General features: G+C 59.3%; 15 protein-coding genes. 12 read left to right on the forward strand and 3 right to left on the reverse strand.

All coding sequences use genetic code 11. The annotated features are described in order from the left end of the window. Positions 1–15: 15 nt before the first annotated feature. Positions 16–2292 (forward strand): polysaccharide biosynthesis tyrosine autokinase, encoded by a 2277-nt coding sequence (locus J5J10_RS19710; protein ID WP_211931399.1) that lies wholly within the window; start codon positions 16–18, stop codon positions 2290–2292. Further along, positions 2282–2995, forward strand: coding sequence for a hypothetical protein (locus tag J5J10_RS19715; protein WP_211931400.1), 714 nt, complete (start codon positions 2282–2284; stop codon positions 2993–2995). Before J5J10_RS19710 ends, J5J10_RS19715 begins: the two co-directional genes overlap by 11 nt. Before the next feature lie 19 nt (positions 2996–3014). On the opposite strand, the gene J5J10_RS19720 is transcribed toward J5J10_RS19715, so the two are convergent. Both J5J10_RS19720 and J5J10_RS19725 read right to left on the reverse strand, forming a co-directional pair. Beyond that, positions 3015–4196, reverse strand: a complete 1182-nt coding sequence (locus J5J10_RS19720; protein ID WP_211931401.1) for a hypothetical protein — start codon at positions 4194–4196, stop codon at positions 3015–3017. Next, positions 4193–7135 (reverse strand): DUF4838 domain-containing protein, encoded by a 2943-nt coding sequence (locus J5J10_RS19725; protein ID WP_211931402.1) that lies wholly within the window; start codon positions 7133–7135, stop codon positions 4193–4195. Before J5J10_RS19725 ends, J5J10_RS19720 begins: the two co-directional genes overlap by 4 nt. Before the next feature lie 187 nt (positions 7136–7322). Here J5J10_RS19725 and J5J10_RS19730 point away from each other — a divergent pair, with 187 nt between their 5' ends. Continuing rightward, positions 7323–8300 carry a hypothetical protein gene (locus J5J10_RS19730; RefSeq protein WP_211931403.1) on the forward strand — a complete coding sequence of 326 codons (978 nt, stop codon included), beginning with the start codon at positions 7323–7325 and terminating at the stop codon, positions 8298–8300. Between the two features lie 11 nt (positions 8301–8311). On the opposite strand, the gene J5J10_RS19735 is transcribed toward J5J10_RS19730, so the two are convergent. After that, positions 8312–9730: a lipopolysaccharide biosynthesis protein gene (locus J5J10_RS19735; protein WP_211931404.1), complete on the reverse strand. Its 1419-nt coding sequence runs from the start codon at positions 9728–9730 to the stop codon at positions 8312–8314. 298 nt (positions 9731–10028) lie between these two features. On the opposite strand from J5J10_RS19735, the gene J5J10_RS19740 reads away from it, so the two are divergent. From J5J10_RS19740 to rfbD, 9 genes are read left to right on the forward strand one after another with little or no spacing between them, the layout of a single operon-like run. After that, positions 10029–10865: a glycosyltransferase family 2 protein gene (locus tag J5J10_RS19740; RefSeq protein ID WP_211931405.1), complete on the forward strand. Its 837-nt coding sequence runs from the start codon at positions 10029–10031 to the stop codon at positions 10863–10865. Continuing rightward, positions 10862–11737: a polysaccharide pyruvyl transferase family protein gene (locus J5J10_RS19745; RefSeq protein WP_211931406.1), complete on the forward strand. Its 876-nt coding sequence runs from the start codon at positions 10862–10864 to the stop codon at positions 11735–11737. Before J5J10_RS19740 ends, J5J10_RS19745 begins: the two co-directional genes overlap by 4 nt. A 35-nt stretch (positions 11738–11772) precedes the next feature. After that, entirely contained in the window at positions 11773–12621 is an 849-nt protein-coding gene (locus J5J10_RS19750) for a glycosyltransferase family A protein (RefSeq protein ID WP_211931407.1), read from the forward strand. Positions 12622–12665: 44 nt separating this feature from the next. Then, on the forward strand, positions 12666–14684 hold the full coding sequence (locus J5J10_RS19755; protein WP_211931408.1) for an acyltransferase family protein: 2019 nt from the start codon (positions 12666–12668) through the stop codon (positions 14682–14684). A gap of 45 nt (positions 14685–14729) precedes the next feature. After that, entirely contained in the window at positions 14730–15755 is a 1026-nt protein-coding gene (locus J5J10_RS19760) for a glycosyltransferase family 1 protein (protein WP_211931409.1), read from the forward strand. A gap of 31 nt (positions 15756–15786) precedes the next feature. Next, entirely contained in the window at positions 15787–16671 is an 885-nt protein-coding gene (locus J5J10_RS19765; protein ID WP_211931410.1) for a glycosyltransferase family 2 protein, read from the forward strand. 22 nt (positions 16672–16693) lie between these two features. Next, positions 16694–17275 (forward strand): dTDP-4-dehydrorhamnose 3,5-epimerase, encoded by a 582-nt coding sequence (gene rfbC / locus J5J10_RS19770; RefSeq protein WP_211931411.1) that lies wholly within the window; start codon positions 16694–16696, stop codon positions 17273–17275. A 23-nt stretch (positions 17276–17298) separates the two neighbouring features. Next, positions 17299–18363: a dTDP-glucose 4,6-dehydratase gene (gene rfbB, locus J5J10_RS19775; protein ID WP_211931412.1), complete on the forward strand. Its 1065-nt coding sequence runs from the start codon at positions 17299–17301 to the stop codon at positions 18361–18363. Beyond that, positions 18360–19250, forward strand: a complete 891-nt coding sequence (gene rfbD, locus J5J10_RS19780) for a dTDP-4-dehydrorhamnose reductase (RefSeq protein ID WP_249116966.1) — start codon at positions 18360–18362, stop codon at positions 19248–19250. The genes rfbB and rfbD overlap by 4 nt, the downstream gene beginning before the upstream one ends. The last annotated feature ends 21 nt before the right edge of the window (positions 19251–19271 follow it).

Here is a 19271-nt window from a genome sequence, read left to right on the forward strand (position 1 = left end):
CTGTCTCCGGATAACATGTTCTCAAGGGGTGGGGGCAACGGTACGGGGGATGACAATATCGATTTCAAGATTGATTTCGACCGCCTGATGGCGGTCGTGAGACGGCAGTGGCGTGTGGTTGCCGCCGCTACCGCATTTTTCGTCGTGCTTGCTGTGATTTACGTGGCGACAGCAGTGCCTCGGTACACCGCTCTCACGACCGTTCTGATCGACCGTAGCCAGAGCGAGATCGTCAACCAATTGGCAGCCATCGGCTCTGCCATTGATGACGAACCTACCGTACTCAGCCAGCTCGAATTGTTGAAGTCGGAAACGATTGCCGCGTCCGTAGTGGAAAAGCGGAAGCTCGTTGACGACAAGCTGTTCATGAACCAAGCCGCGTCGCCGCTCGGCCGGATGGTCGATGGCATCAAGTTCATCGCCAACCCACTCAACTGGTTCAGCAGCGAAGACGTCAAGACTGCCGACGAGGTGGAGGCCGAACGGCTTGCCGCCATCAATCTGATCACCGGCAACACCGAAGTTCGCCGTGTCGGTAAAACCTACGTACTGGAAATTCGGTACACGTCTACGGACCCGAATTTGTCAGCTCGCGTCGCCAACGGCATTGCCGAGGCCTACCTGCTCGATAAGCTGAACTCCAAGTACGATGCGACGCGTCGCGCCAGCGACTGGTTGCTCGAGCGCATCGACGAGTTGAAGCAGAAGGCTCTCGAATCAGATCTGGCGGTCCAGCGTTTCAGGACGGAAAATGGTCTTGTGGCGGCGGGAGACACGCTGATCAGTGACCAGCAGCTGTCCGAACTGAACAGCCAACTGATCGTGGCGCGCGCCGAGACGGCGCGAACCAGGGCTCGTTATGACCGGATCCAGGAGATCATCAGTTCGGGCAAGACCGACGCGATCGTCAATGACGTGCTGGACAGTTCGATCTCGAACGAACTGCGGCGGAAATACCTGGATGCTTCCAAGCTAGAGGCAGATATCTCTCGGCGACTTGGCCCCAATCACGTCCAGGCGGTACGCTTGAGGAGCGAAATGAAGGAGTTCGAACGGCTGATGTTCGAGGAACTCGGTCGTATCGCGGAGAGCTACCAGAGCGATATGAACGTCGCTGAAGCGAGGGAGAAGGCGCTGCAGGAAAGCGTGGACGCGGCGCAAGGCGTGACCGCGCTTGCCGGCGAAACCCAGGTGCAACTGCGCGAGCTACAGCGGACGGCAGATACCTACAAAAACCTTTATCAGACCTTCCTCCAGCGTTACCAGGAGGCGATCCAGCAGCAGTCCTTCCCCGTGACGGAAGCGCGTGTGATTAGCAGCGCTGTCGCCCCCAAGGGACCGAGCGAGCCGAACAAGAAGCTCGTTCTGGCCTTCTCGATCTTTCTTGGTGGACTGGTCGGTGCCGGGATCGGTGCATTTAGGGAGTTTCGAGACCGTTTCTTCCGGACCGGAGACCAGGTGCGACGCGAACTCGGTGTCGAATTCCTGGGGACCGCGCCGCTTGCGCAGTCGATGGAAGCAAGAACGGCCGACAATCTGCAGGATCACCCGCGTCACATCCGGCACGTCAATTCGGTGACGAGCTACGTCTTGGAACATCCCCTTTCGATGTTCGCCGAAACCTTGCGCAGTGCCAAGATCGCCGTCGATCTGTCCGGCCCGAGCCAGAGCGAGACCGCGAAGGTGATCGGCGTCGTGTCGAGCCTGCCTGGCGAAGGCAAGTCCACGGTTGCTATCAATTTCGCCGAGCTTCTTGCGATGCAGGGCTCCCGGGTCCTGTTGATCGACGCCGACCTGCGCAATCCCGGGTCGACCCGCGCGATCGGGCGTCACGCGGAGGCGGGACTTCTCGAGGCGCTGATCGAGAAGCGGCCGATCAAGGACATGCTGATGTTCGACCTCAAGACGAAGATGGGCTTTTTGCCGTCGGTCGTGACGCGCCGCGTGCCGCATTCGTCGGAACTGCTTTCCTCTCCTGCCATGAAAACCGTTCTGGAGACGGCGAAAAGTACGTTCGACTATGTCGTGATCGACCTTCCGCCGCTGGCGCCGGTCGTCGATGCACGCGCAATCGCCTCGCGGATCGACAGTTTCCTCTATGTGATCGAATGGGGACGCACTTCTCGGAAGATGGTCAAGACGTGTCTGGAAAACGACTCCGAAATCTTCCGCCGTTGCGCCGGCGTGATCCTTAACAAGGTCGACGAGAAGAAGATGGATCTCTACCGGGACTACGGTTCGAGCGAATACTACTACTCTCGCTATTCATCCTATTACCGCGATGCGTCGTGACGGTGTCGTCGGATCTCGCCTGGCTCTCGTGGCGCTCGCCGTTGCAGCGGCCGCAACCATAGGCCTTGCCGCCCGGGAACTGGCGGCATCAGTGCGCTTCGCGTCGATTTCCTATCTTTCCGATCGGCTGCAGGATGGAGCACAGCTTGATGCGGCCGTGCTCTCGCGTTATGCGCAGGAGGCGATGGCGGTTTCGAACGAGGGCGTCTGCCGAAGCGACATTGTCGGTGACGGTCTGCGGGTGATCCTCGCCGATCTCGACCGGCAGAATTCCTTTGCTCGCTATGATGCATGGGCGGCCGCCATGGAGAACGCGGACCGTTACATTAAACATGCGATCGGCTGCTCGCCCAGCGATGGAAATCTCTGGCTGCGTCTGGCGATGGTTCGTTGGGCCATCGCCGAGCAGCCGCCTCTACTGTCGTTTCTGCTGCAGCAGTCGGTCCGCTATGCGCCGGCGAATGGCGAAGTCGTGAAGGCACGCTTCATTGTCTGGAGAAAGGCGAGCGAACAAACCCTGGATCTGGCCGCGGAAGCATTGAACGCGGATCTGCGGACGCTTTTGCTCTACGCTCCAGCATGGGAGGCAGCGCGAACACTGAAAGATCCCGGCGACCTTCTTAGCCCGCGTGTCTTTGCCGTGTTCGATCGATTGCCTGAAGAGCGAAAGAAAGTCCTGAAGGCCTCGGGCTTCAAACTCTAGGCCAGACGGTTTGCATCAGTCACGGTCGATGGACGGAAGTCACACTTGGCTTGCGTGCCTTCATGCGGGCGAGCGTGACGATGAAGCCAATGAAAAAATATACCAGCTCCGACTGATGCAGCGGATTGAGCAGCGATAGTGCCGCTATTGGCGCCAAAGCAAGAACGGCTGAATTTCCAACGCCGACGAAAATCACCAGCCAGAGGGCGATGCCTGCGAAGCCGGCAACGATCATCAGGTCGAGCGGCACGGAGAAGACGGAGTTCGTACCTTCTCCCAGACCGCGGATTTCAAGAGAGTTGCTGCCGAAATAGGCTTCCACGAACCCGAGCCCGTAACCCACCGGGTTCTTCTCGATCAGTTCGATGCTCGCCTGAAACGCGAGACCGCGTTCCTCCTCGAGTTTCACGTTCAGCTTCTCCTCGCTGAATTCATCCGAAAACACGGAGAGATAAAATACGGCTCCCACGGCCATGGGCACGAGCTTCATCCATAGCGGCAGGCGCGACTGGAACAGGAAGATGATGCCGGCCGCGACGAAAGTTGTCTTCGACCCGGAGAGCAGCATCACGAGCCCGTTCAGGAGGAAGAACCAGGCAAATTTCCACCGCGACGCGTCCTTCAAAAGAAGGATGTAGGAAAAGAGCAGGAAGTAGACGGCAAGCCAGTTCCGCTCCCGGAACGTACCATGAAGAGCCCCCTGGCCGAAGTTGATTTCCTGGTAAATGACGGGCAGCGACAGTGCCTGGGTGAGATACTGAAAGAGAAGGAAGCTGAACAGAAAGACGTATCCCAGCGGAATCAGCCTGTTTTCAAACCGCCACCCGAGCCAGCGGCCCACCAGATAGAAGCCGGGATAGAAGAAGGCGAACTTGCTGAGCTGTTCCACACTCTTGACCCGCGGATAGTCCTGCAGGAACGTCAGGATGACCGTTACGCCGAGAAACAGTGCGAAAACGAGCGCTTCCGCCGTGGAGAATCGTACCGATCGGTAGAGCAACATGAAACCGAGCGTGGCCAGCATCCAGAGGTGTCCGGGCTGGGCAATCGATACCTGAACCACCTGGAAGGGCAAAGCGAGAAGTCCCGCGCACAAAAGAAAGGCCGGAATATCCCAGACCGTTCGGGCGGGCGCTTTTGTCTCCACCGTATCGGGGCGACCGGACATGCGCGACGGGAGATCGTTGTAGTAGTAGGTCAACCGCAGTTTCCTTCCACCGAGGCAGCAGGAACCCCACTTGCGGGCTCGGGAAGGGCGACGATCCGGTCGATCAGGATACGTGATCCCTCCGGCCCGCCCAGCGGTTGGACGTAAATGCTGAAAGAATGGTCCGATGTGTGGGAAAATGGACCGCCCGGTACCTGAAACCATCGATATGATGCCGTCATGCCGGGCCCGTTCCTGATCGTCGTGAAGCAGTTCATCGGTGGCGCGGCACCCAGTCTTGCAACGCTTTCACCGTCGGTCGCGCCTTCGGTCCGAAGGGCGGCATAGAGCCACCATGTCCCGGTTTTTGGCAGTTTGTCAAACTTCAGCTGCGTGTTCCATCCTGTCGAGCTGCGGTCAAGGGCGATGGCGGCGCCGTCGGAGGCGAGCCGGTCCGCCACGATCGGGCTCTTGCTTCCGGCGAAGCGCTGGAAAGAGATGTCCTGAATATCCTTCCATGCCGTCGCGCCAGCGGCGATGTCCGGCTTCGGGGCCGCACTTCGCTCAATATCGAGGATGTCCTCCAAGGCGGCGATGCCGTCGCCCTGCATGTACTGTGTCACGCCGCTTTCGGTGACGGCGCGTCGAAACCGTTCACGACGCTGCTCCAGCGTCGATATGACATCGAAACCGATATCACTGCGGAGCACGGAATATTCCGCACGACGCAGCAGAATGACGTAGTCGACGGGCATGCGCGCCTCACGGACGCGCGCTTCGAACGGTGTGCCGCGAACGGCTGCCTCGGCCGTGTTGAACAGCGCCTCGGCGCGCCGCACGAACTCGGCGTCGAACATGGCCATGTCGACGGTCGTCTTTTCCGCAAGAACGTCGTCGGTGCGGGCGATCTTGTCGTGGTAGAAGCGGATGTACTCCATGACCGCCGAGCCGCCCGGCCCGTAATAGAGGTCGCAGAACTCGCGCACCAACGTCTCGACGTCCTGGTTCGGGTTCCAGAGAAGCCGGGAAATCATCCAGGCCCGGAGTGCCGCGAACTCGGCCCCTGGGGTGTTGAAGCTGCCTTCCCCCATATAGCCCTGCACGTTGCCGAGGGACGCGAGCCAGCGGATCGAGCGGCCGATGGGAAAAATGTTTGGTGTCGGCTGGATGAAGCCGGCGAAGTTCGTGATGTGGTCCCATACGAGCACGTTTTTCGCGATCGCATTCCAGCCGGCGATATCGCGGCCGAGGGCCTCGTTTGCCGGACCGTTCAGCGCATCCCGGTAATTGACGTGGATCGTCATCGGATAGACCAGGATATGGTCCGGAACGGTCATGCCTTCCGGCGGCGTGAAGCTCCAGTGATAGGCGTTGAAGGCGAGGCGGGCGCCGGGGAGTTCGGCGCGAACCTTCGCCGCCACGTCGATCATCATGTCGAGCCGTGGCGCGGAGGGGTGACCGCCGTGGTCGGCGGCGAAGGCGGCGCTTTCCGCATCCATGTCCCAGCCCCAGTCCATGTCGTGGGTGGAAAACCAGATGCTCCGATAGTCCGGCAGGTCGCGCAGGCGTTCGGCGACGACGCGCGCCATCTCCGCACGCATCTCGCCGTTCATCATCGCCAGTTGTCCGCCGGCGTACCAGTCCGGATGGGCGGCCTGGTAGGTGGCAGGTGGCAGAAGTTCGTAGAAGTTGGCGATGATCCCCTGGCTCGCCCAGCTGCGGTTCCAGCTGTCGATCGCCGGCGGTGAGGGCTGGAAGGACGGACCGTGTGACTCCCCGTTCATCAGGTTGCGCTGGCGCCAGGCCTTGTCCTGCGCCTCGATGCTCAGCACCTCGCGGAAGGTAAAGCGCGGCACCTGCCGCTCACGCTGGACGCCAAGCGAGATGTCCGGCTTTCGCGGCCAGTGGGTCACATCGGGTGCAAGCCAGCGGATGCCAAGCCGGCGGTCGAGAAACCAGTTGACCCCGTACATGGTGCCGCGCGGGGTTCGACCGGCGATTGCGATATGCGGGCCAAACGAGCGGATCAGAAAGCCGTCTTCGCCGAGGTTTGCGAAGTCCGCATCGGTGAAGGCGCGCTGCGAAAGCGCATTGCTGCGGCCAACGATGAGCAGCGGCTCCCGCGCCACGGCCTCGTCTGTGGACAGGTGGGCCGGCGCGGTGGCGCCTGCGACGCGGGCTGATAAATCAGAAAGGTCCACGGCCGCCTGCAGGGTCATGAGATCCTCCCGCGAACCGACGTGAACGCGCATGGCCATGGCGCCGGCGGCAGCCAGCCGGTGGCGGCCGTCGGACGGGATGGCGCGGGTGATCTGGCTCTGCAGCAGCGTGTCGTTTTCCGGTGTGCCTGCTGGCCTCGGAAGTCGTTCGGCAGCCAGTGCCAGGCGGACGGCCTCTGTGGCCGATGTGGCCGGCGCGTCGGTGGGCGTAACGGAAACGCCGGTGAAGGCGGCCGCACCGGGTGAGCAAGGCGCCTTGCGCAGATAGAGGATCATCTGGTCGGAATTGGCGGGCGCGGTAAAGACGACGTCACGCGTTCGCCACTCGGCCGGTCCGCCGCCGGCAACGAGCGCAGCCCGCTCGGTTCGCGGAGCGGGAGCGGCGGCGCAGTTGCCGTCACTGCGGCCGTCGAGGGTCACCACGGAAGGGCCGCGCCAGTCCGCCGACACGCCAGGTCCGCGGAAGCTCATCTGCACGTAGATGGTGCCGGGGTCTGTCGCTTCGCCGCGGATGTCCATCGACAGACGATAGTTGCGGCCGCCCGTCACCGCTATTCGTTCCTGAACCACCATGCCGGCGGGAACGAGGGCGGCGTTGCGGCCATCGACCTCCTGCACCCTGACCGAAGATCCCTGCCGCCACCATGGCGAAAGACCGCCCGAAAAGCTGCCATTGGCGACGAGATTTGCCTGATCCTGGGCGATCGCGGTGAAGGGGAGAAACGTCAGCGCCGCGGAGAGGCAGGCGGCGGCGAGTCGCGAAAATGGCTTCATCATCAACTCCTTGGGAGGGGTGAGGGTAGATGGTGAGTACGCTGACTGAACGGGCAGAGTGCGGTGCAATAAAGGCGGTGGCTGGGCAGGCGAAATCTTTTTTCGGTTGATCGTCCTTTTTTCCGAGGCTCGCGTCCCCCCTTTTCCGAACGCCCCTAGACTTGTCTGCCAACCAAAGGAGACAGCCATGCTTTCACTTTCGCTCGATATCACCAGCCGCCTTTCTTCCCCCTCGCTCACCATCGCCATCGCGTCCGGCGGCGGCTATGCCGGATCGCTTTATCGGGCGAGCCGGCCCGGCGGCCAATGGCATGCCGACGGCGTGCCGATCGCCGGCGCGTCCGGGCCCGAATGGACCATGACCATGGCACTTGAAGGAGCGGCCATCACCTACCGGCTCGGGCCGCAGACCAGCAATACGATCAAGATGTGGATGCCGACGGACCTGCCGGCGAGCTACCGCATCAATGGAGGCTGGTGGGACCCGAAGCGCAGCATCACGACGTCGAGCGGCCGGGTGAGCGCCATCGCCGACCAGTTTGGTGTGCGGCCGATGGTGCAGGCCACGGTGGCCAACCAGCCCGACTACACACCGGCCGCCTCGGATGGCGGACCGGCGATCGTCTGGCCGGAAACGGCGAACACGCGCTTTCTCGCGCCTTCAGCGCCCTTCGCACCCGCCTACTGGATCTTCGTGATGCGCTATCGCAACGGCACCGTCGCCACTTTCCCGAGCGATGCGGCGGTGCCGGATGGCGATTATCCGGCGATCATCTCCAGCGGCGCCTCACCCAATCGGGTGATGGGCGAACGCAGCACCGCCAACCTCTTCCAGACCTCGGTCTGGACCGGCACCGCCCGCAAGAACGCCGCGCCCACACCCTCGGCGACGCTGCTGCCGCTGCCCAAGAGCCTGGTGGAACTGCAGGGGGTCCCGGTGTCTGCACTTTGGTCGCTGGGACGCGGGGCGGGAGCGGTGTTGGATGATCCGCTCGCCGCGAGAAGTTGGAGAGGCACTATGTATGAGGTCGTAGCATTGGGCGCGACCCCAACTCAGCACGATCTTTACCTGCTTCAAGGGTACATGGCTTGGCGCAACGCCGTTCAAAGCCAATTGAGCGTCTCTCATTTCTACAAAAATCAAGCGCCACGACGGGAGCCGTGACTACGCCTTGGTTATGGTCGTCTTCGGCTGGCAACCATCGTCCGGATTTGGATAAGCTCCTTTTTGGAGACAATGGCCAGCGTTGCGATATAGGCCAAACCTCCGCTAGCAATCATAGCAGCTAGCTGCAGTATGGGGTCAACATTTCCGGACGTGAAATGACGCGCCAACCATACCGATGCCAGCAGTGCTGCTCCTGCTGTCGTTGGTCCAAGAAGCCTCTTTAGGTAAGTGATATGTTTAACGTCGACTATCATCAGACAAAGACGAACGCTTATTGGAAAAAGCATCAGGGTTTTAATTGCGATCGCTGCGACCATCACATGAACACCGTATGGATAAGTCAGCAATACAAGTGCGACGGTGCCTAGCTGTTGAGATGCTTGGTAGTAAAGCCACCAATCCGTTCTGCCATGGCTCCCTATTAGCGAGGCCTGAAGGATCCCAATTGAGCTAAGCAATCCAATCAGGCAGAAAATCTGGAGAATGGGTACTGCAGAAGCCCACTGATCTCCGAATGCAATTGGAATCAGTTGATCGCCCACTGCTGCGATTCCTAAAAATATGGGGAATGTGACAGCTGCGGATATAAATGTAACCAAGAGGAAGGCATCCTTTAATTTGTCACGTTCGCTCTGCAAAGAAGAGAGAAGTGCGAACGAAACAGAATTAAGCGCGCCTGCAATCAGGTCGTTGACTATCTGGAATATCCTCCGAGAAAAGCTGTATAGGCCTAATGCCGTTGTTCCTAGTAGAGCGCCCACGAGGATTTGCTCTGCATTCAAAACCTGAAGGAATCTGTTCAGCGACGAAAATATGCCCACGTTCCAAAGTTGACGTAAAGCATTTCTACTAACCCTAAGCCGCGGCCGCCAGCTAACGGAAATCAGGGCCACGATGGCTCCCACAATCGAAGACGCCACATATGACACGGCTAATGCCCAAATTCCCCAGCCAAGCGAAAGAAGTAGCAGGCAAGACAGAGCGGACGCAATTGATGCGATCGTTGTACGTAGCGCGAGCAGATTGAAGCGCATAGTACGCGCGAAAATTGCGTTTGGGACGACAGCTAAACTGTCAGCCACTACACGGCTTCCGCAAAGCATCAAAAGAAGCGGAAGCCGATCATCGTCGAACCATTGCCCCAAGGGCAAAGCTAGTGCGACCAACGCGGCATAGACGATTGCCGCCGTGGCGCCGCAAAGCCAAAACAAGGTGTCTAGGTGTAACTCGTCGATTTCTTCTCGCTGAATCAAAGCGTCCCCGAAACCTGCGGGCGTAAAGCCTCCCGAAAACAAGGCTATGCTTGCTGCTAGAGCCACCAGGCCGAATTCGGATGGGCTGAGAACACGAGAGCAAAGGCTGAATATGATAAGGCCCGCCAGCGCTGGCATCGCATAATTAAGGGCAGACCAAAGAACGCTTACCATGGCAGCTCGTGAGCGTCCGACTTTGCGATGTTCGAGTGTCACTTTACATCCGTCATTGAGTTGTCGATATTGCAGTGCAATAATACATGTTAGGGTCGCTTTACCTAGCCCCGTTTTTAAGGCCTGTGACAGGAGGTCCCTTATTCAAGCGTGCCGCTGGTGGCAATTTAATCGTTTGTGTCAGCTGAATAACCGGTGTATATCCAGCGGTGTTTTGGATGCAATCCATATCCAAAATAATATTTCCCGATCGTTTTTGGGGAATAGGTGTGATGCTAATTGAGAGAGCTTGGGTGACATGAAGGCCACTCTGGTATTATGTACTAAAAACGGTGGCGACAGGCTCAGAGAATGCCTTCGTAATATTAACTTGTTGGATGTAGTCGATCTACAGGTTGTTATCGTGGATAATGGCTCCGATGATGGAGTTTCTTACGAGCTCTCCAAGGAGTTCGAACGTGAGACGCGTTTTGACTGCGTCGTTTTGCAGACTTTTGAGCCCGGTAATTCCGCAGGTCGCAACAGGGCAGTGGAGCTAATCGAGGGCGACTTTTGTGTCTTCATCGATGATGACTGCTATGCCAGCCCGAGTCTGATCAACGAGTGGGCGTCAGTCTTCTCGTCGCATGATATCGGATACGGGTCGGGTAAAATACGCCGACACAACCCCCAACATTCCTGGCTAGGTTGTTATGAAGGAACCGAGATTCGTTGGGTCAATGCGGGCGACGTGGTACCGAGAGGGCTAATACAAGGCTCGAACATGGCGTTCCTGACAAAAGCCATCCGCTCCGTGGGGTTATTTGACGTCAGATTTGGAGCAGGTACGCCGCTTGCTGGTGAGGAGTGGGAACTGGCACTTCGAGTGTCATTTGCGGGATGGGCCGGTGGATATTTTCCGGGTCCCGAGGTTTCTCATGATCACCGTCGGGTCGATGCAGAAGCTGCCTCGCGCGGCCGTTATTACGACTACGGTGGCGGTGCCGTCTATGCAAAACATGCTCGCTCACCGAACCGGCTCAAGGTGATTAAGCGCTTTATTAGCGACGTATTCGCGTACAGATCGCCAGCCTCGACGCTCATGTTGTTGCGCGGGTTTCTGGAATTTTACCCGAAATATGAGTACCAGAAATGAAGCTCTACCTCTATCGCGGTGCTGAACCTAATTTCGGCGACGAACTTAACTCTTGGCTCCTGCCGAGGGTCTTCCCGAATTTTTTCTCTGACGACGAGCAAAATCTGTTCTTGGGAATTGGCTCTATATTGTTTGACCATCACCCGACAGACCCGACGAAAATTGTTTTCGGGTCAGGTTATGGCGGGTATACAAAGCCTCCGGTTCTCGACGAGAAATGGAAAGTCTATTGTGTGCGAGGTCCGCGCACCGCCGCTTGCTTGAACCTCGATAGCTCGAAGGTTGCAGCCGACACCGCCGTGTTGTTGAACACATACGGCAGAAAGTCTGTACCCAAGCGTTTCAAGTTTTCTTTCATGCCGCATTGGGAAAGTTTGCATCGAGGTCGATGGTCGGAAGCTTCAGAAGCGGCGGGTGTTCACTTTCTTGATCCTCGTAGAGACGTCGAAGAAATCCTACTTGAGATTCAGCAGAGTGAAGTTGTTATTGCTGAGGCTATGCACGGGGCAATTGTTTCGGATGCCTTGAGAGTGCCGTGGGTACCGATTCTGCCATTTCACAAATCCCATCATTTCAAGTGGTTTGATTGGGCGGAAGCATTGAACATCCAATTGCGTCCTGTTCAGCTGAGTCCCTCAAGCACGCACGAGGCATGGGTTCAGAAAACTGGTCGTGGTGGGAATCGGTTTAGACAGATGCTTGGACCAGCAATCTGGCTGAGTGATCGGTATTATTTCGCGAACGCTGTCAAATCGCTCGTCAACGCGACCTTGGCGCAGCCTTCGCTAAGTTCCGATGCCGCGATGGCAACCGCAGTAGAGAAGCTTTCAAGTGCCAGCGAAGTCATAAAGCGAGACTACTCACAGGCGTAAACGTGTGGCCGCTTGTTGCTTAGGAGTGTTTTCTGTTGCAAATCTCCCTCGTCACCTCCACCATGAACAGGTCCCGACAGATCCGGGAGCTTCTGGAATCGCTGGAAATACAGTCCGTTCAGGCGTCGCAGATCATCATTGTCGATCAGAGTGCTGACGATGACACGGAAAAGGCGGTGAAGGCGTTCGAGGGGCGTCTGCCTGTGCTTTACCTCCGCGATCCCCGCAAAGGGCTGTCCCGGGGGCGTAATCTCGGGCTTGCGCATATCACGGGCGAGATCGTCGCCTTTCCTGACGATGACTGCATCTATCCCCCCGATACGCTGGAGCGCGTGCGCGCGGCGTTCGAGGGCGATCCCGATCTCGGTGTTTATACCGGCATGAGCATCACGCCGGCCGGCGTTCCCTCGCAGGGACGCTGGGGGACGGAGCCGCATGTCATCGACCGGTTCAACATCTGGACCAGTCAGACCTCCTACACCACCTTCTATCGCGCGAGCACGCTCCGTGCCGCTGGTCTCTTCAACGAGGATCTCGGTGTCGGTTCCGGCACCATCTGGGGTGCGGGTGAAGAGACCGAACTGCTTTTGAGGGCGCTGCGCAAGGGCGCCAAAGGTCTTTATGATCCCGCGCTGCGCATCATGCATCCCGAGCCGCTGGCCGTCTTCGATCAGGCGGCATTCGATCGCGGCCGCCGCTACAATCGCGGCTTTGGCCGTGTCATGCGCATGGAAGGCTACCCCATCTGGTTCGTTGCCTATATGGCCGGACGCCCTCTGGTCGGCGCTGCCGCGTCGCTTGCCAAGGGGCATGTCGGGCAGGCGCGTTACCGGGCGAGCGCGTTTCGCGAGCGCCTGCGGGGGTGGGCCGACAGACTGAATTGACCGTTTCTGGCGTTTTGCCGCTGAAGGGGAAGGTAGGTCTTGCGATGAGCGCAAAGTCGGGTTCTCTGCTTTTCAGGGACGGCATGGCGACGCCGATGCTGTCGGGGATTTTCGTTCCTGCCCGCGACGGCTTCGATCATTCGATCAACGCCTTGCGCGCGCTGGCGGTGACGATCGTCGTCCTTTTCCACTTTCAGGTTGCCGGCTTTGATTTCGGCTTTATCGGTGTCGACGTCTTTTTCGTCATCTCGGGCTATCTGATGACGACGATCATACTCTCCGGTCTCAACCGGCGGAGCTTTACGCTCTGGAGCTTCTACAGGGCCCGCTTCACCCGCATCTATCCGGCGTTGGCGACCCTCTGCGCCGTCGTTCTGGTTGGCGGCTATTTTCTCATCCCGCCGTTCGATTACGAGCGCATCGGCAACCAGATCTTCGCCGCAGCGCTGTTCTACTCAAATGTCGTGTTCTGGCAGCAGGAGGGCTATTTCAACACCGGCTCAGAATACAAGATGCTGCTTCACACCTGGTCGCTATCGGTGGAGTGGCAGTTCTACATGATCTATCCGGTCGTGCTTCTGGCGGTCGAAAAGGTGGGTCTCCTGCGCCGGATCCGGACGCCGCTGCTCTGGGCGGGTTTCCTTCTGTCGCTGGGGCTCTGCATCTACGCATCAGGTTGGAAGCCGTCCGCTGCCTTCTTCCTCCTGCCGACGCGCGCTTGGGAGATGCTGCTCGGCGGCCTTCTCGCCGTGCATCGCGAGACGATCCTGCGCAATGCCTTTCTGGCGAAAGCTGCGCTCTACGGCGGGCTTGCGCTGCTGCTTTCGATGGTGGTGCTCCATCAGGGTGCGTGGCCGAACGCCTACGCGCTTTTGCCGACGCTCGGCGCCGCGCTGGTGATCGGCTCCGGTCATGTCAGCGGCGTCGCTGGCCGTTTCGTGCCTGTCCACTATCTCGGATTGTGGTCCTACTCCATCTATCTGTGGCACTGGCCGGTCGCGGTGATGATGCGGTTCGGCGAGGTGAGCCACGATCCGCTCTGGATCGTTGCGGGTCTGGGTCTGTCCGTGGTTCTGGGCTTTCTGTCGTACACGCTCGTCGAGGTGCCCGCGCAGAATTTCTTCCGCCGGGGCGGGGCGGTTCCGCAGACGGCCCTCGCCGCCGTCCTCGTCGCCTTCCCCATCCCCGCCGGCGTTGCCGTTGGTCGCAGCGGAGGTATGTCGGAAAGGGTCTCTCCGGAAATTGCGCTTGCTGACGGTGCCGCAAGGGAACTCAACCCTCGACGTGGCCAGTGCATGTCCGACTCCACCGACGGCAAGGTCCTGTCGGACTGCGTCCTCGGCGAAGGGCCGGTCAAGGCGTTTCTGATGGGCGACAGTCATGCGGATGCGGTTGCGACCGGGTTGGTCGAGGCGCTCGCGGGACACGGATCGGTTCGCGTGTTTGCGCTTTCCGGATGCCCTTCCATGGTGGGAGTCGGGACATTCCTGAGCGTCGAATGCGGTATCTTCAACCGGCTGGTCTTCCAGCGCCTGAAGACCGAGGATCCGTCAATCCCGCTCGTGATCGTCAACCGCGCCGACTACGGCCCGGAGACGCTGACGAACGATTTCATGGCCGCTCAGGTGGCAAGCTTCGACGAAGCGCTGCAGCCGCGGCTGGATTTCGGAACGCCGGTCGAGAATGGCCGTGGCACCTTCGCCTGCGGCGCCAGCCGTTACCGGAAAGTCTTCATGCTGCGGCCGGTTCCGGCGCCGGGAAGCTATCTGCCGCGGCATGTCGCCTATTCGCTGATGTGGACGGGCAAGGCGCCAGACGTGCAGTTCTCTCGGACCACATATGACTCGACGTTCCGCAAAGCCAACCGGTTGATCGACCGCCTGGCCGAGGATTGCGGCATCACCCCTATCGACAGTTTCGAAGCCTTCTGCCCGCCGGGCGGAAGTTGCGAGGCAGCACCGGGCGGCCATCCGCTGTTTTACGACGACAACCATCTCAACGAATTCGGCAACAAGCGTCTCGTCCCGGCCTTCCGGAGCGCGCTGCTCGGCAGTCCATCCTGATGTGCAGGTTCATTCTGACGGCAGGAAAGAGCAAAGGAATAATGCGTGCATTCTGGTGAAACCGATAGCAAGACCGTAACGATCTTTGCCGACCGCCGTTGGCCGGTAGAAACGGGAATCGGCAAGGTGCAGACCGAACTCGAGGCGCGGCTGCCGGCCGGCATGCGGATCGTTGATATCGGTGTCGGCGGACGCATCGGCTCGCCGTTATCGCCGCTTGCGATCAGTCGTGCGCTGATGGGGCGCGGTCGCAAGGGCGTTTTCTACAGCGCAGGTTTCGTGCCACCGGTGTTCTCGCGTCTACCGTCGGTCGTCATCGTCCACGACCTGACGCATCGCCGGTTCTATGGTGCTGCCAAGCGGGCCTACTATGATCTCGTCTACAAGCCGCTTTACCGGCGCTGCAGTGCCGTTATCTGCGTTTCGGAGTTCACGCGGCAGGAGTTTCTCGAGTGGTCGGGCATGCCGGCGGAGAAGGTCCATCTCGTCTACAACGGCTACGAATCCTGTTTCGATGAGGCAGGACCGGTCCACCAGCCGGGATATCCCTATGTTTTCTACGGTGGAAATCATCGATCCTACAAGAATCTCGACCGGCTTATAAAGGCATTCGCTGCCTCAACTTTGCCTTCCCGAGGCATCAAGCTTGTTCTGACCGGCAAGCGCAACGATGAACTTGCCACACTTGCCGATAATCTTTCCGTCGGCTCGGACGTTGTTTTTTCCGGAAGGTTGCCTTCGGAAGAGATTCCGTCATTCTACCGTGGTGCATTGGCTGTAGCCTATGTCTCACTGTTCGAAGGTTTCGGACTGCCGATCGTCGAGGCTTATGCCTGCGGCGTGCCGGTCCTAACATCGAACGTGTCAGCAATGCCGGAGGTCGCCGGGGAGGGCGCCCTACTGGTCAACCCTGAATCCGTGGAGGAGATAAAACAGGGTCTGGATCGGATCACATCCGACGCGGACCTGAGAATGCGATTGATAGCAGGCGGTCGACGAAGACGTGAGGACTTCGATTGGGATAGTTCGGCGCAGCGCCTCTGGCAACTCGTGAAGGATACGGCGGCATGAAGCAACCGTATCGCAACCTGAGGACAGAGCTATGGCCGAGAGACAAAGACTGCACGTCATTCTCGTCAACTTCCGCACGCCGGCGTTGACGATCCGAAGCGTCGGATCGCTTCGCAAGCGCGGCATTGCCGGCCCCGACAACATCACCGTAGTGGACAATCGCTCGGGTGACGATTCGGTCGAGAAAATGGCGGCGGCGATGCCGGATATCCGCATCAAGGTATCGCCTGTGAACGGCGGCTTCGGCGCGGGCGTCAATTTCGGCGCCGAAGGTATCGATGCTGACTACCTGCTTGTGCTCAATCCGGATACCTATTTCGATTCAGACACCGTGACGCCGGTGCTCGATCAGCTCGACGAAATGCATGATATCGGGCTTGCAGGCCTCGATCTTGTCAATCCTGACGGAAGCCGACAGTACGGCGCGCGTCGCTTCTATTCCATCCTCGACATTGCGATGCGGCGGCTTAAGGGCCTCGAGGGCATGATGCCGAAGCGCGTCGATCGCCACCTGATGGTGGAAGAGACGGACAAGGGCCGTCCGTTCGATGCCGAATGGGTGATGGGCACCGGCTTCATCATTCGACGCGATCTCTTTGCGCGCCTTGGCGGCATGGAAGAGAGCTATTTCCTCTACATGGAAGATGTCGATCTCTGCGCACGGATCTGGATGAGCGGTCGCCGAGTGGTCTATTTCCCGGGTTTTGCGCTCGTGCATGATCACCAACGACAGAGTGCTGCGAGCCCGCTGAGTTTTGCCGGCCGCGCGCATATCCGCAGCCTGTTGCTCTTCGCCCGACGCTTCTGCCTGCCGGTGTTCAAGTCGCCGGGGGTCTCTGCGATCGTCCGCAGTGGACGCGGCAAGCGCTGGTCATCGCCAATCGATACCGTCGCTTCCCAGAAGGCTATTTCTTAAACGGGTCTTGGCCTATAGATGGATGAATAGCATGCAGTTCGAAAGACTGGAGATACCTGAAGTCGTGCTCCTGACGCCGAAGAAATTCGGCGACGCACGGGGCTATTTCATGGAGACCTTCCGCAAGAGCCTGTTCGAGGAGATGGTGGGTCCGTTCGAGTTCGTGCAGGACAACCAGTCGCTCTCGGCGGATCCTGGAACGATCCGAGGCCTGCATTTCCAGCTTGAGCCCCGCGCACAAGGTAAGCTCGTGTCCTGCATCGCGGGAGCGATCCTCGACGTGGCGGTCGATATCCGCGTCGGCTCTCCCACATACGGCCGCCATGTGGGTGCGGAACTGTCGGCTGAAAACGGGCAGATGCTCTGGGTTCCGCCCGGCTTCGCGCATGGCTTCTGCACGCTGCAGCCGGACACCAAGGTCAGCTATAAGGTTACAGACTATTACAGTCCCGAGCATGATCGCGGCCTTGCCTTTGACGATCCCGAGCTTGCGATCGCCTGGCCGGTCGCGCCGGACAAGGCCGTCCTCTCGGTTAAGGACAAACAGCAACCGAAGCTGCGCGATCTGGAAACCGCATTCACATTTTCATTGGCAGCCGGCTGACGCGGGCGAAAGGACAGAAGACCATGCGTGTATTGGTAACCGGAGGAGCTGGGTTCATCGGCTCGGCTGTCGTTCGCTATCTGGTGCTGGAGAAGGGCTACGAGGTCCTGACCGTCGACAAGCTCACCTATGCCGGAACCCTGACTTCGCTGAAGGCGGTTGACAACCAGCAGAACCATCGTTTCCTGAAAGCGGATATCTGCGATCGTATGGCGATTGCGGAAGCTTTCGAAAGCTTCAAACCTCAGCGGGTGATGCATCTGGCGGCCGAAAGCCACGTCGACCGTTCGATTACCGGTGCGAGGGACTTCGTCGAGACGAATGTGATCGGTACCTTCAACATGCTGGAGTGCGCGCGGACCTTCTGGTCGGCGTTGCCGATGGACGAGCGTGAGGCCTTCCGGTTCCTGCACGTCTCCACGGATGAGGTCTATGGTTCGCTGGGTGAGGAGGGGCTTTTCACCGAGGAAACGCCCTACGATCCCAGTTCGCCGTATTCCGCTTCAAAGGCATCGTCCGACCACTTGGCCAAGGCGTGGGCGCGGACCTATGGGCTTCCGGTCGTTGTGTCGAATTGCTCGAACAACTACGGCCCCTACCACTTCCCGGAAAAGCTCATTCCCCTGATGATCCTGAATGCTCTGGACGGCAAGCCGCTGCCGGTCTACGGCAACGGAACAAATATTCGCGACTGGCTCTATGTCGAGGATCACGCGCGCGCACTGGATGTGATCGCCGAACGCGGTCGGATAGGCGAGACCTACAATGTCGGCGGCCGCAACGAGCGCCGCAATATTGATGTGGTGGAGCGGATCTGCGCCTTGATGGACAAGCTCCATCCCGCCGGCGCGCCCCATGCACGCCTCATCACCCATGTGACCGATCGTCCGGGTCATGATGCCCGCTATGCGATCGATGCGACAAAACTCGAAGAGGAACTGGGCTGGAAGGCACAGGAGAATTTCGACACGGGGATCGAGAAGACGGTTGCCTGGTATCTCGAAAACCGCTGGTGGTGGGAGCCTTTGCGCGCAGGCTATTCCGGTACTCGTCTCGGTTTGATCGAGCCAAAGAAGGCAACCGCATGACGCGTCTGCGATTTGTCGTTACCGGCCTGCAGGGGCAGGTGGTCACTTCCTTGATCGAGCGCGGTGGAGCGGCCGGCGACATCGAGATCGTCGCGATCGGCCGTCCGGATCTCGATCTTGCTCAGCCTGACGGAGTGGCTGCCGCCATCCAGGCGACACGACCGGATCTCGTCATTTCCGCTGCGGCGCATACCGCGGTGGACCAGGCGGAAACCGAGGAAGACCTCGCAACGCGGATCAATGGTATATCCGCTGGGGAGATCGCCAAGGCAGCGGCCAAACTCGGCGTCCCGCTCGTTCATGTGTCGACCGATTATGTGTTCGATGGTTCAAAGCCCGCGCCTTACCGCGAGGATGATCCGGTCGCCCCCCTTGGCGCTTACGGTCGTTCGAAGCTCGCCGGAGAAATGGCGATCCAGCAAGTTACCGACAATTATGCGATTCTTCGGACCGCCTGGGTCTACAGTCCGTTCGGCAAGAATTTCCTCAAGACGATGCTGAGGCTCGCCGAAAGCCGGGACACGCTGTCTGTGGTGGCTGACCAGGTTGGCAATCCGACGTCGGCACTTGATATCGCCGAAGGCATTCTCGCGGTTGGCAGAAACCTGATTTCGGACCGAAGCGCAGGCTTGCGGGGCGTGTTCCATATGACCGGGCAGGGCGAGGCCAGTTGGGCGGAGTTCGCTACTGAAATATTCACGGCTTCCAAAACCTTTAATGGGCCGTTTGCCCAGGTGAACCCCATTCCGTCCAGCGAGTATCCGACACCGGCGAAGCGGCCGGCCAATTCGCGGCTCGACTGCTCGCGGCTCCACGATGCTCACGGCGTCATGCTGCCGCAATGGCAGGTTTCCACGGCGAGCATCGTCCGGCGGCTGCTTCCCTGACCACCAATTACTTCCAGTTTG

Origin of the sequence: Ciceribacter sp. L1K23 (assembly GCF_018122705.1) — a bacterium.
Classification (GTDB): domain Bacteria; phylum Pseudomonadota; class Alphaproteobacteria; order Rhizobiales; family Rhizobiaceae; genus Allorhizobium.